13 protein-coding genes and 2 pseudogenes are annotated in these 14,608 nt (G+C 66.5%); 13 read left to right on the plus strand and 2 right to left on the minus strand.

All coding sequences use genetic code 11. The annotated features are described in order from the left end of the window. Positions 1 to 99 precede the first annotated feature (99 nt). Positions 100 to 306, minus strand: coding sequence for a hypothetical protein (locus tag ACWDKQ_RS23885; RefSeq protein WP_450140975.1), 207 nt, complete (start codon positions 304 to 306; stop codon positions 100 to 102). Between the two features lie 2,240 nt (positions 307 to 2,546). Between ACWDKQ_RS23885 and ACWDKQ_RS23890 the strand changes: the two are divergent. Together ACWDKQ_RS23890 and ACWDKQ_RS23895 are read left to right on the plus strand one after the other, a co-directional pair. Next, a pseudogene (locus ACWDKQ_RS23890) lies at positions 2,547 to 3,026 on the plus strand (cbb3-type cytochrome c oxidase subunit I); the annotation flags it as partial. A gap of 123 nt (positions 3,027 to 3,149) precedes the next feature. Then, a pseudogene (locus ACWDKQ_RS23895) lies at positions 3,150 to 3,548 on the plus strand (NAD(P)-binding protein); the annotation flags it as partial. Positions 3,549 to 3,663: 115 nt separating this feature from the next. Here ACWDKQ_RS23895 and ACWDKQ_RS23900 read toward each other — a convergent pair. Further along, positions 3,664 to 5,133 carry an NAD-dependent succinate-semialdehyde dehydrogenase gene (locus ACWDKQ_RS23900; protein WP_450140976.1) on the minus strand — a complete coding sequence of 490 codons (1,470 nt, stop codon included), beginning with the start codon at positions 5,131 to 5,133 and terminating at the stop codon, positions 3,664 to 3,666. A 91-nt stretch (positions 5,134 to 5,224) separates the two neighbouring features. Between ACWDKQ_RS23900 and ACWDKQ_RS23905 the strand changes: the two genes are divergently transcribed. The 11 genes from ACWDKQ_RS23905 to ACWDKQ_RS23955 all read left to right on the plus strand — a co-directional run bounded on the left by ACWDKQ_RS23905 (position 5,225) and on the right by ACWDKQ_RS23955 (position 14,520). Then, on the plus strand, positions 5,225 to 5,923 hold the full coding sequence (locus tag ACWDKQ_RS23905) for a GntR family transcriptional regulator (RefSeq protein ID WP_450140977.1): 699 nt from the start codon (positions 5,225 to 5,227) through the stop codon (positions 5,921 to 5,923). Next, on the plus strand, positions 5,923 to 7,101 hold the full coding sequence (locus tag ACWDKQ_RS23910; protein ID WP_450140978.1) for a pyridoxal phosphate-dependent aminotransferase: 1,179 nt from the start codon (positions 5,923 to 5,925) through the stop codon (positions 7,099 to 7,101). The genes ACWDKQ_RS23905 and ACWDKQ_RS23910 overlap by 1 nt, the downstream gene beginning before the upstream one ends. A gap of 88 nt (positions 7,102 to 7,189) precedes the next feature. Then, the gene (locus ACWDKQ_RS23915) at positions 7,190 to 7,732 is read left to right on the plus strand and encodes a thiamine pyrophosphate-binding protein (protein WP_450140979.1); all 543 of its coding nucleotides are present in this window, start codon (positions 7,190 to 7,192) and stop codon (positions 7,730 to 7,732) included. Beyond that, on the plus strand, positions 7,729 to 8,307 hold the full coding sequence (locus ACWDKQ_RS23920) for a thiamine pyrophosphate-dependent enzyme (RefSeq protein WP_450140980.1): 579 nt from the start codon (positions 7,729 to 7,731) through the stop codon (positions 8,305 to 8,307). The genes ACWDKQ_RS23915 and ACWDKQ_RS23920 overlap by 4 nt, the downstream gene beginning before the upstream one ends. Continuing rightward, on the plus strand, positions 8,304 to 9,062 hold the full coding sequence (locus ACWDKQ_RS23925) for a LamB/YcsF family protein (RefSeq protein ID WP_450140981.1): 759 nt from the start codon (positions 8,304 to 8,306) through the stop codon (positions 9,060 to 9,062). Before ACWDKQ_RS23920 ends, ACWDKQ_RS23925 begins: the two co-directional genes overlap by 4 nt. Positions 9,063 to 9,069: 7 nt before the next feature. Further along, entirely contained in the window at positions 9,070 to 9,726 is a 657-nt protein-coding gene (locus tag ACWDKQ_RS23930) for a 5-oxoprolinase subunit B family protein (protein WP_450140982.1), read from the plus strand. A 14-nt stretch (positions 9,727 to 9,740) separates the two neighbouring features. Further along, positions 9,741 to 10,676: a 5-oxoprolinase subunit C family protein gene (locus ACWDKQ_RS23935; RefSeq protein WP_450140983.1), complete on the plus strand. Its 936-nt coding sequence runs from the start codon at positions 9,741 to 9,743 to the stop codon at positions 10,674 to 10,676. Between the two features lie 178 nt (positions 10,677 to 10,854). Next, positions 10,855 to 12,165: an MFS transporter gene (locus tag ACWDKQ_RS23940; RefSeq protein ID WP_450140984.1), complete on the plus strand. Its 1,311-nt coding sequence runs from the start codon at positions 10,855 to 10,857 to the stop codon at positions 12,163 to 12,165. After that, a complete protein-coding gene (locus ACWDKQ_RS23945) occupies positions 12,162 to 12,941 on the plus strand; it encodes a putative hydro-lyase (protein WP_450140985.1) in 780 nt (259 codons plus the stop codon). The genes ACWDKQ_RS23940 and ACWDKQ_RS23945 overlap by 4 nt, the downstream gene beginning before the upstream one ends. Before the next feature lie 84 nt (positions 12,942 to 13,025). Next, positions 13,026 to 13,412, plus strand: coding sequence for an aldehyde dehydrogenase family protein (locus ACWDKQ_RS23950; RefSeq protein ID WP_450140986.1), 387 nt, complete (start codon positions 13,026 to 13,028; stop codon positions 13,410 to 13,412). Between the two features lie 55 nt (positions 13,413 to 13,467). Further along, positions 13,468 to 14,520 (plus strand): S1C family serine protease, encoded by a 1,053-nt coding sequence (locus ACWDKQ_RS23955; RefSeq protein WP_450140987.1) that lies wholly within the window; start codon positions 13,468 to 13,470, stop codon positions 14,518 to 14,520. The last annotated feature ends 88 nt before the right edge of the window (positions 14,521 to 14,608 follow it).

A 14,608-nucleotide genomic window follows, 5' to 3' on the forward strand; every position in this document is an offset into this window, starting at 1 on the left:
TCAAACCGACTTCGCCAGCACCACGGCGGTCCGCGGATACCACGGCCCGAGCCAGTCGGCAAGGTGAGGACCGCGGAGTCGGTTCTCCTGGACTGCTGATCACGGCCGCGCCCCGCCGACCTGCAGGCAGCAAATCTGGCAGCTACCTGCGACAAACTCGACGACGACTTCGGCGCCCGCCCGTCCAGTGCAGTACGACGCCTCTTCACCACCAACCCCGTTCACGTCTTCCGACACGACAAACACCCACGCACCAAACGACAAGAACGCCCCTTGGACATCCAAACAGTTCAGGTCGCCGGACATGTAGCCACACCCAGCGTCCCGGGGGCCGACGCCATCATTTCGGCGATCACGGATTGCTTCCCTGGAACAGTGAAGACTCCTCGCGCTGGGAAGGTGAATCGCTGTGCCCCAGACGGGGTAGCCACAGCGTGAAGCGTTTTCTATCTTTGGCGGTGAGAACCGTGTTGCCGCTAACCCAATCAGAGGGCTGCGTCCTGTTCGACGGCAATTGGGAGGACACCGTTGTCAAAGCGGAGGCGGCGGGCAGCGTCGCTGCACAGGAACTCGCACTTCCCACGGACGGACCGCTACACCGAGGCCGGGTTGAAGTCGAAGTCGGCCCGCCCGGAAGCCCCTTAGCGGCCTGGCTACTGTGCACCCGGCGAGCCACGCGCTCCGACGCGGGCACGGCCTTGGTCGAGATCGGTGCACCAGGAACGGTTATCAGCCCGGCGGCATCACTACACGTGCGAAAGGCATATGCGGCTGCGTACTGCGTCGTGCTGGCTGAGGAAGTCGGCGCCATAGCCGAGAGGCGTGTTCTGCCCACAACCACACCGCTGGTTGACATACCAACACCCCGTGCAGAAGCGGATACTCACGCCCCAAGCGACCGTCTACTCCCCAACAAGCTGGCCCCTTCGGTGCAGCGCCGAGGCGTCCGGTGAGGTGTATCGGGGTTCAGTATCGATCGGGAGAGCACTACTGCGCCGATACCGGTCAAAACCGCGGCCGCAGTCGCGATCAAGAGCCACCCTCGGCGCGTCGGCTTAGCGCGCGGGTTACTACCTACGCAGGAGACGCGGGCTGTGCGAAGTTGCCGTCGTCACCGGGGTAACCCGAGGAACCTTCGGGGCATCGACAGATGATAATCCGCGCCGAGCCGGAGATTCGCCGAAGGCCGCCTTGACCTCTTCGCAGGCGGCCACCAAGGCACGGCCGAACACTTCCCAGCTTGCTGGCATGCCGGGGATGCCCGGTGGCTACCCCGGCCCCGCCTTGTGGGCCTTGCACATCCGCTCCTACTGCTGGGCGACGTCCGAAACGGCTGTAAGCGCCAGTCGCGCACCAAGGACCACGTAGTGAGCAGGCACGATTTTCTCAAGCGCTCCTCGGGAACCGCCGAGCCAACGGGCTCAGCCTGCCCGCGGCGTCGTCTACACGCGAGATCGCCCATCCAGCGCTCCGCCGCGGGCGCCTCACGTTTCCCCGGGACGCGAGGCAACCGTCCGAGCCCCAGGGCACGTATCCTTCCCCCGTCAAAAACACACGCGCCTCGGCCCTGGGACTGTTGTTGGACTACCCCGCTTCGCCTTCCGCCACACCTCGCGTTGCTCCGCTCAACCGAGCCAGCCGGGCAACACGACGAACGCAGCGAGGACCGAGTGCTCGTCGCAGTGGCCGCCATGGACGGCGTGGCGAACCACCAAGTGCCCACAGCCACGTGCCGCAGCCTTCACCATGAACGTGCTCGTGGCGCTCGATCCGACGTTCAGCAACCACGTACCGTCTACTCCACAGATTCGATGCCAGGTCTGACTCACCCCAGCATCGTCGACGCCGAGCAGCTTCCCGTCACCCGAGACATGCGCCGCGGCGAGACCGAATCGCCATGTCGAGTCAGCCCGAATATCCAAACAGGACGCGTTGGTGTCCGGCTACGATCACCAGCCGGTTTTGCAGCACGGCGATCTCTTTTCTTACTGGCTCTCTGGCGGCGGTGACGGTATGCGCCGCTCCGGGAGCGACCAGGGATTCAGCTCCCAGCGTGTTGCCGTACCGGCAGCGTGGTTCAAGCTCGTGCCAGCAGCGCCGCGGATTTCGGTGGCACGAACAGTTTGTCCTATCCGCCATCCGCCCAATCCGGTGAGACAGGTGGTCTGGGCGCCTTTGCCGGGTAGGCCTTAAGCATCCCAACGGGGTTACTGGCCATCGAACACTGGGGATCAACAAGCCTTCACACCGACAGTTGCATGCGAACCACCCGCTCAGCAAAGTCTACCGACGGGGTGCGTCGGCCTTGGCAGTCTCGCTCGCTGCCGCAAGCGTCCTCAACTACCTCATGTTTTCCAACACGGCATGGGGTGCGGTGAGCACGGCGCTAGGCGCTTTCGACTTCCGGGGCAAAGCCGAGCCACGACGACGGTTCTCCAGAGCCGGTAGATCTCCGAGGACAGCCTGCCACCAATAATTTCGGACGCCAGCTAAGTGGGGCCGAAATCGTCCGCTTCTTCTCCTGCTCCGGGGCTGCTTCCCACGGGTTTCCACGCTGCAGTCCGCAGACAGGTGATGAGGCGAAGATCGGGGACGCCAATCGAACGCTGCTCTATGTCCACTTCTGGCTGACCTTCATCGGCTTCCACGGCACATTCCTCGTACAGCACTGGCTGGGCAACGAGGGCATGCCACGCCGCTACGCCGACTACCTGACCTCCGACGGCTTCACCGCTTTGAACGTGGTGTCGACCATCGGCGCGTTCATCTTGGGCGCCTCGATCCTGCCGTTCCTGTACAACGTCTTCACCAGCTACCGCTTCGGCGCGGTGGTGACCGCGGACGACCCGTGGGGGCACGGGAACTCGCTGGAGTGGACCACCTCCTGCCCACCACCCCGGCACAACTTCACCGAACTACCGCGCATCCGATCCGAACGCCCGGCCTTCGAACTACGCTACCGCCACATGCAAGAACGCATGAATCTCGAGGCCCACGTATCTCTCGGGCGCAGAGAACGCGAATAGAAAACCATGAGGTCCAGCCGAATTTCGGATTCACGAAGCATCCTACGATCTCAAGGCCCCAGACGGTCGCCTGCCGATTTCCCAAATCGACACCTCTGGTGTCCTGCGTCGGAAAATCGCACGGTACTGGACCGTCGCGGCCACATCGGTGGCAACGCCCACTCCAAGGCGGAGCCGGAAACCGGCATCGAGGTGCACCGCTACGGCGCCCACCTGTTCCACACGTCGAACAGGAGCGTGGGATTACGTCAACCAATTCACCGACTTCACTGACTACCAGCATCGTGTGTTCACGATCTATCAGGGCCGGTTTACCGATGCCGATCAGCATGGCGACGATATGCGAGTACACCGGCAACTACATGACGCCGGACGAGGCGCGGACCTGGGTGGCCGAGCAGGCCAGTGAGATCAACTCCAAGGACGCGAAGAACTTCGAGGAGAAGGGCATCTCGGGTGATCGGTCGCCCGCTCTACGAACAAGATCGCGCCGTATTTCGCCGAGGGCCGGCCGCTCGACGGCTACATCGACGACTGAGACCGCAGCCTGGCCCGGCGAGCCGATCAGGAACGCTCGCCGGGCGGGCACCGAGATCCGACTGGACCGTCTGGTGCCAAACCCGGTTAGCGCGCCTCTTCAGAGACCAAGGCCGATGTACTTTGTTTCGAGGTACTCCTCGATGCCGTGGCTGCTGCCTTCGCGCCCCAAACCAGATTCCTTGATGCCGCCGAACGGCGCCGCCGGGTTGCTGATCACCCCTCGGTTGATCCCGGTCATCCCGCTGTCCAGCGCTTCGGCGACCCGCATCGCCCGGGACAGGTTCTGGCTGAACAGGTACGACGCCAGCCCGAACGGAGTGTCGTTGGCAGCAGCAATCGCCTCGGCCTCGGTGTCGAACGGGTAGATCACCGCCACGGGCCCGAAGATCTCCTCGGTGCGCAGCTCCGCGTCGTGCGGAACGCCTCGCAGCACCGTCGGCGGGTAGAAGTAGCCCTTCCCCGTTGGCACTTCGCCGCCGAGCAGCAGTTCGGAGCCCTTGGCGACCGCGTCGTCGACGAGTCCAGCGACCTTGGTTCGCTGTCGGTCGTCGATCAGCGGGCCTAGCGTGCTCGCCGGGTCCAGTCCAGGCCCGGGGCGAAACGACGCCATGCGCTTGGTGAGCTTGCGGGTGAACTCCTCGACCACCCCGGACTGCACGTGGATCCTGTTCGCGGCGACGCAGGATTCGCCGCCGTTGCGGAGCTTGGCCACGACGGCGCCTTCCACCGCGGTGTCCACGTCGGCGTCGTCGAAGACGAGCAGCGGGGCGTTGCCGCCGAGCTCCATCGAGCTCCGCAGGACGTGGTCGGCGGCCTGGCCGAGCAGCAGCTTGCCCACCCGGGTCGAGCCGGTGAAGGAGATCTTGCGCAGCCGGGGATCTGCCATCACCGGCTGCACGAGTCCTGCCGCGTCGGTCGTGGTGACCACGTTGACCACTCCGTCGGGCAGCCCGGCCTCGCGCAGCACCTCCGCCAGCAGCAACGTCGTCAGCGGGGTCTGCTCGGCGGGTTTGATGACCGCGGTGCAGCCCGCGGCGAGGGCGGCACCGATCTTGCGGGTGCCCATGGCCAGCGGGAAGTTCCAGGGCGTGACGAGCAAGCTCGGGCCGACCGGTCGCTTCGTCGTGATGATCCTGTACTGGCCGCCCGGCTCGACGCCGTAACCGCCGTCGAGGTGCAGGCGGCTCGCGCTTTCGGAGAACCAGCGGAAGAAGCCCGCCCCGTAGTCCACCTCGCCGCGGGCTTCGGCGAGCGGCTTGCCCATCTCCAGGGTGATCAGCGCAGCGATCTCTTCCCGACGCTCGATCAGCGCGTCGTAGGCGGCCCGCAGGACATCGGCTCGGACCTGAGGTGGCGTGGCGGCCCAGTCCGCGGCGGCGTCGACGGCCGCGTCCAGTGCCGCGATTCCGTCCTCCGGGCCCGCGTCAGCGACCCGGAGCAGGAGTTCCCCGCTGGCCGGATCGACCACCTCGAAGGTCGCGCCGCTGCGCGACGGGACCCGCTTGCCACCGATGAACAACTCAGTCGGCACGGCCTGCCGCAGCCGTGCCCGGTCGATGTCGACCATGCGCGCTTCTCCCAATCCTCGACAGGTAAACAACGGGAAAACCGGGTGCTAACCCTTGTCCCCGATCACGTATTCACTGTATACAGATCGCATGGCTGCTGACCACACCCTGCGGAGAGGTTCCCCGCGCAACCCCAACGACATAGCCGACGAGCTGCGCGCGGCCATCGTCAACGGCGTCTTCCCGCCCGGACACCGGCTGGTCCACGAGGAGCTCGCGGCCCGCTTCGGGGTCAGCCGGATCCCGCTGCGGGAAGCGATCCGGACCCTGGTCGGCGAGGGCCTGGTGCAGAGCCCGCCTGGGCGCGGCACCTTCGTCACCGAACTGGACCTCGCCGAGATCGACGAAATCTACGACCTGCGAAAGCTCGTCGAGCCAAGCTTCGCCGAACATGTGGTGCAGCGATCCTCGCGCGCCGACGTCGGCCGGCTGCGGTCGATGACCGAACAGATGGACCGCATCGACGAGCTCGGCAGCGAGGCCTGGTCGAGGGTGAACTTCGCGTTCCACCTCGACATGTACAGGCTGGCCGGATTGCCGATGCGCTACGAGGTGATCTCCCGGCTCTACCACCAGCTCGAGCCCTACTCCCGGTTCTACGTGCACAGCACCCATGCGCTCGACCGCGTGCAGGCCGAGCACAAGGCGATGGTCGCCGCGCTCGCCGACGGCGACGCCACCACGCTCGCCGACCAGATCCACGCCCATATCGACGGTGGTCAGCAGGGCCTGCGCATCGCCTGGCACGACCGGGCCGAACACCCCGAAACCGTCCTGGAGCAACACTGATGACCCGCGCATTCGCCCGCCCGGCAGACCGCTTGGCAGCCATCAAGCCTTCGCCGATCAGGGCGATATTCGACCGCGCCGCGAAACTGGAAGCCGACGGGCAAAAGATCTACCACTTCGAAATCGGCCGCCCCGACTTCGACAGCCCGGCCGTGGCCAAGCAGGCGACGATCGACGCCCTGGACAGCGGCAAGGTGCATTACGCGCCGAACGCCGGGACCCCGGACCTGCGCGCCGCGATCTCCGAATACCTCGCGGACAAGCGCCACATCCAGTACCAGCCCAACGGCGAGATCATCGTCACCGTGGGTGCCAACGAGGCGGTGTTCCTCGCGATCATGGCGTTCTGCGGGCCCGGCGACGAAGTCGTGGTGCCCGTTCCGGCCTGGGCCCACTACCAGTCCTGCATCCGGTTGGCGGGTGCGACACCGGTGGAGGTGCCGCTGGATGCCGCCAACGGTTACCAGCTCGACTTGGGGGCGCTGAGCGCCGCGATCAGCGAGGACACCCGGATGGTCGTGCTGTGCACGCCGAACAACCCGACCGGAACCGTGGCCAGCAAGTCCGATGTGGACGCCATCGCTGAGATGCTGCGTTCCACCGACGCACTGCTGCTGTCCGACGAGATCTACGCCGACCTCGTCTACCAGGTCGAACACGTCTCGCCCGCGTCCTACGAACAACTCCGACCGCGAACGCTGTCGGTCGGCGGGTTCGCCAAGGCGTTCGCGATGGACGGCTGGCGGTTGGGTTGGCTGGCCGGTCCGGCCGAGCTGATCGCACCCGCCCTGCGGGTCCGGCAGTACACCACCGTCTGCTCCACCACGTTCATCCAGGACGGCGGCGCTGCGGCGCTGCGCTCGGCCCGCGACGAGGCGGAATCCATGCGCCAGTCCTTCGAGGCCCGGCGCAACGCAGCGCTGCAAGTGGTCTCCGGTACCGACAAGCTGCGCGTGGCCTCCCCCGACGGCGCCTTCTACCTCTACCTCAGCTACGACCCGGAAACCGCCGAACCGGCAGAAGAACTCGCAGTGCGCCTGCTCGATGAACACCACGTCGCCGTGGTTCCCGGGACCGCCTTCGACCCGCACGGCGGGACGCACTCGTTCCGCGTGTCCTACGCGTGCCCGCTGGAAGACCTGACCGAAGGTCTCCGGCGCATCATCGCTGCCCTGTAGCGGCGGTCGACCTGAGTCAGGTCACACCAGTTGCGCGGTCGCCGGTCCGCGACCACGCCCACCCCCGACCTCGAGAGAAAGCAGCTGCATGAGTACGACGACGCAACAACGCCACAAGAACGTGGTCGAAGCGGTACTCGGGATGGATCCCGACGCCGTGGCCTACGTGCCCAGCAACAGCATCGCCGGAATCATCAACGGACTCATCGACAACGCCGGCCCGGGCACCCGTGTTTTTCCCGTGTCGCGCGAAGAAGAGGCCGTCGGTGTCATCGGCGCGCTCCCACTGGCCGGCAAGTTCGGCGTGATCGTGATGCAGGACAACGGCTTCGGCAACGCGCTCACCGCGCTGACCACGTTCGCCACGTCCTATCACCTGCCGATGCTCATCCTGGCCAACACCCGCGGTGGGCTCGGCGAGTACAACTCGATGATCCACTCGATCTCCGCCCCAGTGCCCGACATCCTGCGTGCCGCGAGCATCCCCGTCTTCGGGCTCGACCGGCGCAACTCCCCGGAAGACTGGCAGGCGACCGTGACCGAGGCCGGCAAGCACGCCCGGATGACCTACCGCCCCGTCGTGGTCCTGATGGAATTCTTCGACTTCAACGACAAGGAGAGCCGCGCATGAAGCGCATCGAAGCCCTGCGCGTGATCACCGGCCGGACCCCCGACCTCCCGGTGACCGCGACCTGCGCGGCCACCAGCCGGGAACTGGCCGCCGTGGCCGACCGGGACAACCACCTCTACCTGCTGGACGCCATGGGACTCACGGTTTCCGTGGGCACCGGCATCGCGCTGGGAATCGCCGACACCAAGGTGTCGCGCAGCGTGGTGGTCGACGGGGACGGGTCGCTTCTGATGAACCTCGGCGCGGCAGCTACCGCCGGGTACCTCTCCCAGGACAATCTCGTGATCCTGTTGCTGGACAACGGGGTCTACGCGTCAACGGCCGGTATCCCCACCCAGGCGGAGAAACTGGACCTGGGCGCGATCGCGGAATCGGTGGGGCTGCAGGTCCTGCGGGCTGCGGACACCACCGAACTGGACAACGCGCTGCAGCGAGCCCTGGCCGAGCCGGGCCCGTGGTTCGTGCACGTACGTATCGAGCCTGGCAATGAAGCGGGCACACCACTGCTGCTCATCGATCCCGTCGTGCACGCCGACCGCTTCCGCCGCTGGCTGACCGACCGGATCGCGGCATGACCGAGATCGCGGTCAACACCGACATCGGGGAAGGCTTCGGTGTCTGGCAGTTCACCGACGACGAGGCACTCCTCGGGATGGTCAGCGCGGCCAACGTGGCCTGCGGTTTCCACGCCGGCGACCCCGACATCCTGCGCCGCACCTGCGAACTGGCGGTGCGGCGCGGTGCGGCCATCGGCGCCCAGGTGTCCTACCGGGACCTCGCCGGTTTCGGCCGGCGATTCCTGGACGTGTCGCGAGCGAGCCTGGTCAACGACCTGCTCTACCAGATGGGCGCACTGCGGGTATTCGCCGAACTCGCAGGCGGTCGAATCGGCTACGTCAAGGCGCACGGAGCCTTGTACAACGCCTCGGCTCGTCACCGCGAGCACGCGGCAGCGATCGTGGAGGCAGTCGCCTCATTCGACCGATCGATCCCGCTGTTGTGCCAGCCCGGCACGCAGACATGGCGGCAGGCGGAGGAAGCCGGGATCCGGCCGCTGGCCGAAGGCTTCATCGACCGCGGCTACACGGCCGAAGGGCTGCTGGTGCCGCGCGGCCAATCTGGCGCGATGGTGACCGATCCAGAGGAAGCCGCCACACGCGCGGTCCGGATGGCCACAGAAGGGAAGGTGACCGCAGTGACCGGGGAGGACGTCGAGTTGTCCCCGGGCACGCTGTGCCTCCACAGCGACACTGCAGGTGCCGTGGAAATCGCCGCCGCGGTAACCGCCGCGCTGCGCGCCGCAGACGTTTCACTGGTCCCCATTCGATGAGGTGACAATGCTCCAGCGCATCCCCTCGCCGACCACGACCCGCCTGTTGCGCGCCGGCGACCGCGGCTGGCTGGTGGAACTGCCCTCCGGCGGCGCCACCGCGATCGCCGCGGCCGTCCACGATCAGCCGTGGGCATCACAGGTCGCCGAGGTCGTCCCGGCCGCGAAGACCGTCCTGGTCACCGCGATCGACTGCGCCTGGACGGAGGCGCTGGGCAGCGCTTTGGTTTCACTGCTAGAAGAAGCTTGCGATCGTCCGGGGCCCGGCCGACGTCCCCGGACGATCGAGATCCCAGTGCACTACGACGGCCCGGACCTCACCGAGGTCGCCGATGCTCTCGGCCTCTGCGTCGCTGACGTCACTCGCGAACACGCCGCCGCCGAACACGTCGTGGGGTTCTTCGGTTTCGCACCGGGATTCGCCTACATCGACGGCTGCCCGGACGTCCTGGCGCTACCGCGCCGAACCAGCCCGCGCACCCGGATCGAGGCCGGGTACGTGGCGATCGCCGGCAACCAGACCGTCGTGTACCCGGGCGGCACGCCGGGTGGTTGGCACTTGATCGGTCACACCGAACAGCGGTTGTGGAACCCCGACAACGACCCGCCGAACCGGCTGGAAGTCGGCGATCGAGTGGCCTTCCGAGTGGTGACGACGTGTTGACAGCTGCCCGATCCATGCCAGCTCCGTCCAAGGACGACACCGCGCGCTTGTCCGTCATCTCGCCAGGCCCCCTCACCACCGTGCAGGACAAGGGGCGGACCGGTTACGCGCACCTCGGGGTCAGCCCATCCGGTGCCGCCGACCGGGCCAGCTTCGCACTGGCCAACCGGCTGGTCGGCAATTTCCCCGGAACCCCAGCACTGGAATGCACCTTCGGCGGGTTGAGCATCCGGCTCGACGCGGCCCGGGTGGTCGCGCTGACCGGAGCACCGGTGCCCGCGCTGGTCAACGGCCGCCCGGTGGCGGATCCGACGCGCTTCCGGCTCACCGCCGGAGACGTGCTGTCGCTGGGACGCCCCAGCTTCGGCCTGCGCACCTACCTTGCGATCTCCGGTGGTCTGCTGGTCGAACCCGTGCTCGGCGGTGCCGGGCACGACGTGCTGGCCGGACACGGACCGCACCCGCTTCGCGCTGGCGATGAGTTCGCCATCGGTGCGGCCACCCCGTGCCCGCAGGTTCCCGTCGAGTTGGCGATCAGCCGACTCCCACAGGCCACCACGCTCGTGCGATTCCGGTGGGGTCCACGACACGAACTGTTCGAACGGTCCGATCGACAACGGCTCACCACCACCTGGTGGCGGGTCTCCGCAGATTCGAATCGGGTCGGGGTCCGACTCCAGGGCGATCCCCTGCAAATCGGCAAAATCCACCTGCCCAGCGAGGGCATGGTGCGCGGCGCGATCCAGGTGCCGCCCTCGGGTGAACCCATCGTGTTCCTGGCCGACCATCCGGTTACCGGCGGATACCCGGTGATCGGCGCGGTCGTCGAGCGCGATCTGGACCTGGTGGCGCAGGCTCCACCAGGTATCGGATTGCGCTTCCAACCCATTTCCAGCGAAGGTCACACCATGAAATTGGCTTCCCGGCAACGAATTCCAACCAATTCTTGATACCGCAGGCGCCGCGCCTTGCGGTGCCAGGATCGAAGCAAATCGCTAGGGCACGAAAGTATCCGACCAGCCCTTCCTCGGTCGTCGAGCGGTAGCCGTCTCAGCTCACGGCACCGGCACAGCTCGCCGAATCAATTCCTGATCTGCCCGAGCACACCCTGAAACGCTGGAGTGATCGATGTCCACCTCCACCGGAGTCCACACCTCACAAGTCGGCACGAGCCAACAAACCACGCGCAAAGCCGCGATCGCCGCGATGACCGGAACCGCGATCGAGTACTACGAGTTCGGGGTCTACGGCTACCTCGCGGTCACCATCAGCCCGCTGTTCTTCCCCAGCAACAACACAACGGCGGCGTTGCTATCCACCCTGGCCGTCTTCGGCAGCTCGTTCCTGGTCCGCCCGCTGGGCGGAATCCTCCTCGGCCGGCTCGGTGACCGGATCGGCCGCAAGGCAGTCCTGCTGCTCACGGTCATCGGCATGGGCAGCGCCACCGCAGTCACCGGCCTGCTTCCCACCCACACCTCCGCCGGCCTGCTCGCACCGGCCGCATTGCTCATCGTCCGCCTGTTGCAGGGATTTTTCGCCGGCGGCGAGGTCACCGGCGCAGCCGCATACGTCGCCGAATCCGCACCGACCGGCCGACGCGGCTTCTTCGGCGGCTTCACCCCGATGGGCGTCGCAATGGGCGGTGCGGCAGCAGCCACCGTCGCAGGTGTGGTGTCGAGTGTGCTGACGCCAGAACAGATGTCGGACTGGGGCTGGCGGATCCCGTTCCTGTGCTCGATCCCGCTGATCGTGCTCTCGCTGGTGCTGCGGAAGAAGATCGAAGACACCCACGCGTTCGAAGCCGCCAAGGAGAACAAAGAACTGGTGAAGACGCCGCTGCGAGAAGTCCTGACCGGACACTTGCCAGCGGTGGCCAAGGTCGTCGGGCTGTCGTTCGGACAGAACGCCGGCTATTGGGTCGGCTTGGTGTTCATGAACATCTACCTCACCAAGAACCTCGGCTACAACCAGACCGCGGTCTTCTGGATCATCATGGCCGTCAACCTCAGCATGGGGCTGCTGATGCCGCTCTACGGCGGCCTGTCCGACCGCAAGGGCCGAAAGTTCGTGCTCACCATCGGATTCGTCGGTTACATGGTCCTGGTGACGCCGATGATGCTGGTGATGAACCACAACAACATCTGGCTCGCGTTCCTCGCGATGGTGGTAGCCGCGATCCCCTTCCCCATCGTCCAGTCCGTCGGCTACCCCACCTACGCCGAGCAGTTCCCCACCCGCGTGCGCTACACCGGTCTGTCGCTGAGCTTCAACATCGGCACCATCCTCGGCGGCGGGCTGATGCCCTACGCCGCCACCTGGCTGATCTCGACCACCGATAACCTTCTCGCCCCCGGCTGGCTGCTCATCGGCGCGTGCGCCATCGCGCTGCTGTCGCTGCTCTCGGTCCGCGAAACCGCACGGTCGGAGCTCGCCGCATGAGCGCTCCCGCCAGCCCGCAGGAGCTCCGCCAGTTGATCGCCGCCGGCAGCTGGACCGGCCCCACCGCCGGGGTCCTCGACGGCTACCAGCAGGCCAACCTCGCCGTCGTCCCACTGGATCTGGCCTTCGACTTCCTGTTGTACTGCAACCGGAATCCCAAGCCTTGTCCGGTGATCGCAGTGACCGACCCGGGAGACCCAGTCATCCGGCTCGGCCGGACCGAAGCCGACCTGCGCACCACGCTGCCACGCTACCGGGTGTGGCAACGCGGCGAACTCGTCGCCGAACCGACGGAGATCACCGCATACTGGCGGGACGACTCCGTCGGTTTCCTCCTCGGCTGCAGCCACACCTGGGAAGGGCCGTTGCGCACCGCAGGAGTCCCGGTGCCACACGCGGCGGATTCGATGGCACCACCGGTGTACGTGACCGACCGGCCCACCCACCCGGCAGGCCACCTCTCGGGTGCGCTCGTAGTGAGCATGCGGGCACTCCCGAGTCATCTGGTGGCGCGCGCGGTGGAGGTGACCTCCCGCTACCGCACCGGCCACGGGGCCCCAGTGCACATCGGAGACCCAGCAAGCCTCGGCATCGCGGATCTGTCCACACCGGACTTCGGGCCACCACCACGACTCGAACCCGACGCGGTCCCGATGTTCTGGGCATGCGGAGTCACCCCACAGCTAGTGCTGCCCAACTCCGGTGCCGAATACGTGATCACCCACTACGCAGGCCACATGTTCATCTTCGACCACCACGTCGACGAAACCCCCTGAACAGTGACCGACCGGAGGTGAGCCCTCCTCACAACATGAGCTGACGGGAGCCCCTCAAAGCAGGTCGGCGAGACGCCCACGAGCATGCTGCCGCCTGCGCCCCAGCTGATCGAGGTGATTACCGAGGAACGAAGGTCCTTGCGTTCGGCAAGCCAACCGAGCAGGCCCCGCCGGCGACCAGCTCGCAGAGCTCGTCCGGATGTCGTCGAGCGTCGCCGCCGATCGCTGTGTGCAAACCGAGATCGGTGGCGACGACCCGACGGTCCACCTCTGATCACGCGCACGGTCGCCCTCGCCACGCGCTGCCCGGTGGTCATCAAATTCCCGCGCCAAACACCGTTGACCACGATCCTGGCCATCCGACTCGCCGTCGAAGCAGGACTACCCGAGGACCTGATCCAGGTCGCGGCGCGTCGAGCCTGTTCGTGGTGTTCGGTTCTGCTGCGGTTTGCCTGCGGGAATGCGGGTTGAGCCCTCGGATGGTTACGCTCCAGCGGTGGGGGTTTCGCGAGGTTGGTGGTGTGGCTTGCGCGCCACCGCGGTGACCGCGACGGTCGGGTTCGCTGTGGTGGCGTGCACGTCGAATCCGCTCGCACCGTCCAGCACGCCCACACCGCCCAGCCCACCCTCGACGGTGGCACCGCCCGGCCAGCTCTCGTCGCTGGAGCAGGGCTTCGAGTCGACGGTGCAGCACGTCCTGCCTTCGGTCGTGCAGATCCGCACCAGTGAGGGGCTGGGCTCGGGCGTCGTGTACGACACTGCGGGCAACATCGTCACCAACGCCCACGTCATTGGAACCGCACGACAGTTCCAGGTGACCCTGGCCAACAACAACCAGGTGCGCACCGCTCACCTGGTGACGAGCTATCCGCCCAGTGACCTCGCGGTGGTCAGGGTCGACGACGCGAACGGACTCCAACCGGCGAACTTCGGCGACTCCAGCAGCTTGCGGCCGGGCGAGATCGTCTTGGCCATGGGCAACCCGCTGGGGCTCTCAGCCAGCGTCACCGAGGGCATCGTCTCGGCGGTCGGCCGGACGGTCAGCGAACCACAGGGCGGAGGGTCCCCGGGGGCCACCATCGTCAACGCCATCCAGACCTCCGCAGCGATCAACCCGGGCAACAGCGGAGGTGCACTGGTCAACCTGACTGGGGAGGTGATCGGTATTCCAACCTTGGCCGCCACCGATCCGGAACTCGGCGGTGCCGCAGCTCCCGGTATCGGTTTCGCGATTCCCAGCGCAACGGTGACCAGTATTGCGGACCAGATCATCAAGACGGGCGCAGTGACCACCGCAGGGCGTGCCGCACTCGACGTCGTGGTTCGCACGGTGCTTGACGCGAACAAGCAGCCGTTTGGCGTCGGAGTGGTCCAAGTACAACCGGGTGGTGCGGCGGACAGAGCCGGCATTCGCTCCGACGACGTGATCACCGCGGTCAACAGCACCCCTACGCCGAACACGAGCGACCTGAACCGGGTGCTGGCCCAGTTCAAACCCGGCGACACCGTGCAAGTCGCCATTGAGCATCCGGACGGCTCCACGGCCGCGCTCCCGGTCACGCTCGACGAACTCCGCTAGCCGGGCATTCCGCACATGAGGGTTGATCAACTCGGCCTGGTCGTCATGTTCTGGTATTTGATCATCTTGGTTTGGTCGGGTCGACACC

This window comes from Saccharopolyspora sp. NPDC000995, from assembly GCF_053599315.1.

Excerpts from the sequence above, each read along its gene's own strand:
- ACWDKQ_RS23905 (WP_450140977.1), top strand. The coding sequence starts at position 5,225 with ATGGCTGCTGACCACACCCTGCGGAGAGGTTCCCCGCGCAACCCCAAC.
- ACWDKQ_RS23910 (WP_450140978.1), top strand. The coding sequence starts at position 5,923 with ATGACCCGCGCATTCGCCCGCCCGGCAGACCGCTTGGCAGCCATCAAG.
- ACWDKQ_RS23885 (WP_450140975.1), bottom strand. The coding sequence starts at position 306 with ATGTCCGGCGACCTGAACTGTTTGGATGTCCAAGGGGCGTTCTTGTCG.
- ACWDKQ_RS23940 (WP_450140984.1), top strand. The coding sequence starts at position 10,855 with ATGTCCACCTCCACCGGAGTCCACACCTCACAAGTCGGCACGAGCCAA.
- ACWDKQ_RS23945 (WP_450140985.1), top strand. The coding sequence starts at position 12,162 with ATGAGCGCTCCCGCCAGCCCGCAGGAGCTCCGCCAGTTGATCGCCGCC.
- ACWDKQ_RS23920 (WP_450140980.1), top strand. The coding sequence starts at position 7,729 with ATGAAGCGCATCGAAGCCCTGCGCGTGATCACCGGCCGGACCCCCGAC.
- ACWDKQ_RS23950 (WP_450140986.1), top strand. The coding sequence starts at position 13,026 with ATGCTGCCGCCTGCGCCCCAGCTGATCGAGGTGATTACCGAGGAACGA.
- ACWDKQ_RS23925 (WP_450140981.1), top strand. The coding sequence starts at position 8,304 with ATGACCGAGATCGCGGTCAACACCGACATCGGGGAAGGCTTCGGTGTC.
- ACWDKQ_RS23930 (WP_450140982.1), top strand. The coding sequence starts at position 9,070 with ATGCTCCAGCGCATCCCCTCGCCGACCACGACCCGCCTGTTGCGCGCC.
- ACWDKQ_RS23900 (WP_450140976.1), bottom strand. The coding sequence starts at position 5,133 with ATGGTCGACATCGACCGGGCACGGCTGCGGCAGGCCGTGCCGACTGAG.
- ACWDKQ_RS23935 (WP_450140983.1), top strand. The coding sequence starts at position 9,741 with ATGCCAGCTCCGTCCAAGGACGACACCGCGCGCTTGTCCGTCATCTCG.
- ACWDKQ_RS23915 (WP_450140979.1), top strand. The coding sequence starts at position 7,190 with ATGAGTACGACGACGCAACAACGCCACAAGAACGTGGTCGAAGCGGTA.